Origin of the sequence: Mycobacterium sp., from assembly GCF_032162605.1 — a bacterium.
In the GTDB taxonomy this organism is placed as follows: domain Bacteria; phylum Actinomycetota; class Actinomycetes; order Mycobacteriales; family Mycobacteriaceae; genus Mycobacterium.
In genome coordinates this window covers 1-3,257 of the sequence record NZ_JAVROT010000465.1, presented here as the reverse complement: position 1 = coordinate 3,257, position 3,257 = coordinate 1, and the positions used below count along the sequence as shown (strand labels likewise).

At 66.4% G+C, this 3,257-nt stretch carries 3 protein-coding genes and 1 pseudogene; 3 read left to right on the top strand and 1 reads right to left on the bottom strand.

Going from position 1 to position 3,257, the window contains the following annotated elements:
• The 3 genes from QOI01_RS25805 to rph form a co-directional block, all read left to right on the top strand.
• Positions 1-594: rhomboid family intramembrane serine protease (locus QOI01_RS25805; protein WP_526386014.1), on the top strand; the 594-nt coding region annotated here is incomplete at its 5' end.
• Between the two features lie 125 nt (positions 595-719).
• A complete protein-coding gene (locus QOI01_RS25800) occupies positions 720-1,538 on the top strand; it encodes a cyclic nucleotide-degrading phosphodiesterase (RefSeq protein WP_526386013.1) in 819 nt (272 codons plus the stop codon).
• Positions 1,539-1,568: 30 nt separating this feature from the next.
• Positions 1,569-2,351 carry a ribonuclease PH gene (gene rph / locus QOI01_RS25795; protein WP_526386012.1) on the top strand — a complete coding sequence of 261 codons (783 nt, stop codon included), beginning with the start codon at positions 1,569-1,571 and terminating at the stop codon, positions 2,349-2,351.
• 165 nt (positions 2,352-2,516) lie between these two features.
• Here rph and QOI01_RS25790 read toward each other — a convergent pair.
• Positions 2,517-3,257 (bottom strand): annotated as a pseudogene (locus QOI01_RS25790) (IS1380 family transposase); the annotation flags it as partial.

Here is a 3,257-nt window from a genome sequence, read left to right as displayed (position 1 = left end):
AGCTTCGTCGCTCTGCTCTACGTCATCGAGGCCATCGATCAGGTGTCCGGCAGTCGACTGGAGCAGGACGGCATTCGGCCGCTCGAGACGGACGGGCTGTGGGGCATCCTCTGGGCACCGCTGCTGCACGCCAACTGGGCGCACCTGATCGCCAACACCGTTCCGGCATTGGTGCTCGGCTTCCTGGTGTCGTTGGCCGGCATGTCCAGGTTCATCTACGCCACCGTGATCGTGTGGCTTCTCGGCGGGTTGGGCACCTGGCTCATCGGCAATCTCGGGGCGCCCAGCTCTAACGGGGTCGCCGTGGAGACCAACCACATCGGTGCGTCCGGGCTGATCTTCGGCTGGTTGACGTTCCTGGTCGTGTTCGGTTTCTTCACCAGACACGCGTGGCAGATCGTCGTCGGAATCCTCGTCTTCCTGGTGTACGGCGGCGTCCTGTGGGGCGCTCTGCCCGGCACGTTCGGGGTGTCGTGGCAGGGCCACCTGTGTGGCGGCATCGCAGGGGTGATCGCCGCGTACTTGCTCTCCGGACCCGAGCGCAAGGCACGCGAACGCGGCAAGCGAGGGCCTACGCCCCAGCTGTCGTTCTGACCGTAAGCCCGCCTTTGCTGAGATGAGGCGTTCGCCACATTTGCGACAACTGCGTGCCCCGTCTCGCTCGGCATCACTCCTGGTCACGAATCACGAATTGACGGGATCATGAAACTCGACGCGAAATGCGGAGAGGTTTTCATCACACGCTGATTGGGCATGGCAAGCTGGTGTGCGTGCGAATCACCGTACTGGGCTGTTCCGGTAGTGTCACCGGGCCAGATTCGCCTGCTTCGGGTTACCTGATAACGGCTCCGGACACCCCGCCGCTCGCAGTCGACTTCGGCGGCGGCGTCCTCGGCGCGCTACAGCGCCACGCGGATCCGGGAACCGTCAGCGTTCTGCTGTCACACCTGCACGCCGACCACTGTCTGGATCTGCCCGGTCTCTTCGTGTGGCGCCGGTACCACCCGTCGCCACCCAAGGGCCGCGCGCTCATGTACGGCCCGTCCGAGACCTGGTCGCGGTTGGGCGCAGCATCCTCACCGGAGGGCGGCGAGATCGACGATTTCTCCGACATCTTCGACATCCGCCAGTGGGTGGACAAGGAGCCGGTGCAGATCGGTGCGCTGACCGTACTGCCCCGCATGGTGTGCCACCCGACCGAGTCCTACGGCATGCGCTTCACCGATCCGTCGGGGGCGACACTCGTCTACAGCGGTGACACCGGCTACTGCGACGAGTTGATCGAGCTGGCGAGCGGCGCGGACGTCTTCCTGTGCGAAGCGTCGTGGACAGATGCCCCGGATCGGCCGCCCCGACTGCATCTTTCGGGCACCGAGGCGGGCCGCGCCGCCGCCAAGGCCGGCGTGCACGAACTGCTCTTGACCCACATTCCGCCATGGACATCGCGGGAGGACGTCATCAGCGAGGCCAAGGCGGAGTTCGAAGGGCCGGTGCACGCCGTGGTGTGCAACGAGGCCTTCGAGGTCGCGGCTCACTAGATCGTCGCCGCCACCGGTTAGGGTTGGCGGGTGTCCAGACGAGAAGACGGGCGACTCGACGACGAGTTGCGACCGGTAGTCATCACCCGCGGCTTCACCAAGCATCCGGCCGGATCAGTGCTCGTCGAGTTCGGTCAGACCCGCGTCATGTGCACGGCCAGCGTCACCGAGGGCGTACCCCGGTGGCGCAAGGGTTCCGGCCTGGGCTGGCTCACCGCCGAGTACGCGATGCTGCCTGCCGCCACCCACACCCGTTCAGACCGGGAGTCGGTCAGGGGCAAGGTCGGCGGCCGCACCCAGGAGATCAGCCGACTCGTCGGCCGTTCGCTTCGGGCGTGCATCGACCTCGGTGCGTTGGGCGAGAACACCATTGCGATCGACTGCGACGTCCTGCAAGCCGACGGCGGCACGCGTACCGCGGCGATCACCGGCGCCTACGTGGCGCTCTCGGATGCGGTGACCTACCTGTCCGCCGCGAATCGGCTGTCGGACCCGCGACCGCTGTCGTGCGCCATCGCGGCGGTGTCCGTCGGCGTTGTCGACGGACGCGTGCGAACAGATTTGCCGTACGAGGAGGATTCGCGCGCCGAGGTGGACATGAACGTCGTCGCCACCGACACCGGAACCCTGGTCGAGATCCAGGGGACGGGTGAGGGGGCGACGTTCCCGCGAACGACGCTGGACAAGATGCTCGACGCCGCCCTGGCCGCCTGCGAGCAGCTCTTCGTCGTGCAGCGCGAAGCGCTCGAAATGCCGTACCCGGGTGTGCTGCCCGAGCCGACGTCGCCTCCCAAGAAGGCGTTCGGAAGCTGACCGATCTGCTGGCCGAAAGTTCTGCCTAAGCCTGGATTCACCGAAAGGGTTGTGGTGGCTGGTTACGGGTTTTCTTGATGTTGACTGTCAGGGTGTGGTCGTGAGGTATCCGCTGGTCTGTCCAGCTTTTCCCATGCGCTCCGGTTGGGCCTTGGTGGCGGGTGGTCAGGGTGTTGCTGGTATCGGTGGGCTGTGTCCGATGGTGTTGTGCCACAGTGCAAGCCAAGCCGTCGACCAGGGCCAGTGACTGGGTAGATGCAGGATGGTTCGGCGCTGGGGGCGGGCCAGTCGGGCCGCGACGTTGACGATCTTGCGGCGCAGCGTGGATCCGCGAGCTCGGGTGTGCTGGTTACCGGCCAGCACGCCGGCGGCGCGCAGCAAGTTGTGGGCGATCGCGGCACAGAGCACCCAGGCGGAGTTCGCGCCGAAGCGACCCGAGGGGATGTGTGCCAGTGGTCCGTCGATCAGGTCGGCGAACACGGTTTCGATGATCGCGTGTTGACGGTGGGTGATGTCAGCGACGTCGACGGGCAGGTTTGGTGTTGGTCAGGAACGGGTGATACCGCCACACCGGGAACAGCGCGTCGGGGTAGCGGGCGTCCTTGACCCGGCGCACCACCAGTCGGGCGATGGTTCGGTCCTTGGTGGATGCGAAGGCGGTGTAGGGGATTTCGGCGACCTCGGCATCGGAGATCCAGGCCCCGGTGTCGGGATCGCGGACCGCACCGGGGTAGGACACCGGGGTCCAGGCATCGTCGTCGATGGCGGCGATCGCTCGGTCGATGGCCGCGTTGCGGGTCATCACCAACGAGAAGTGTGCGTTCGCGCGCCGGCAGGTCCGTACCACCTTGCGGTTGCCGTAGGCCGAGTCGCCGCGGACCAGGATCTGCCCGCTGGCGCCGCAGT

Bases quoted from the DNA above. Each gene is read 5' to 3' on its own strand.
- QOI01_RS25800 (WP_526386013.1), top strand. From the start codon at position 720: ATGCGGAGAGGTTTTCATCACACGCTGATTGGGCATGGCAAGCTGGTG.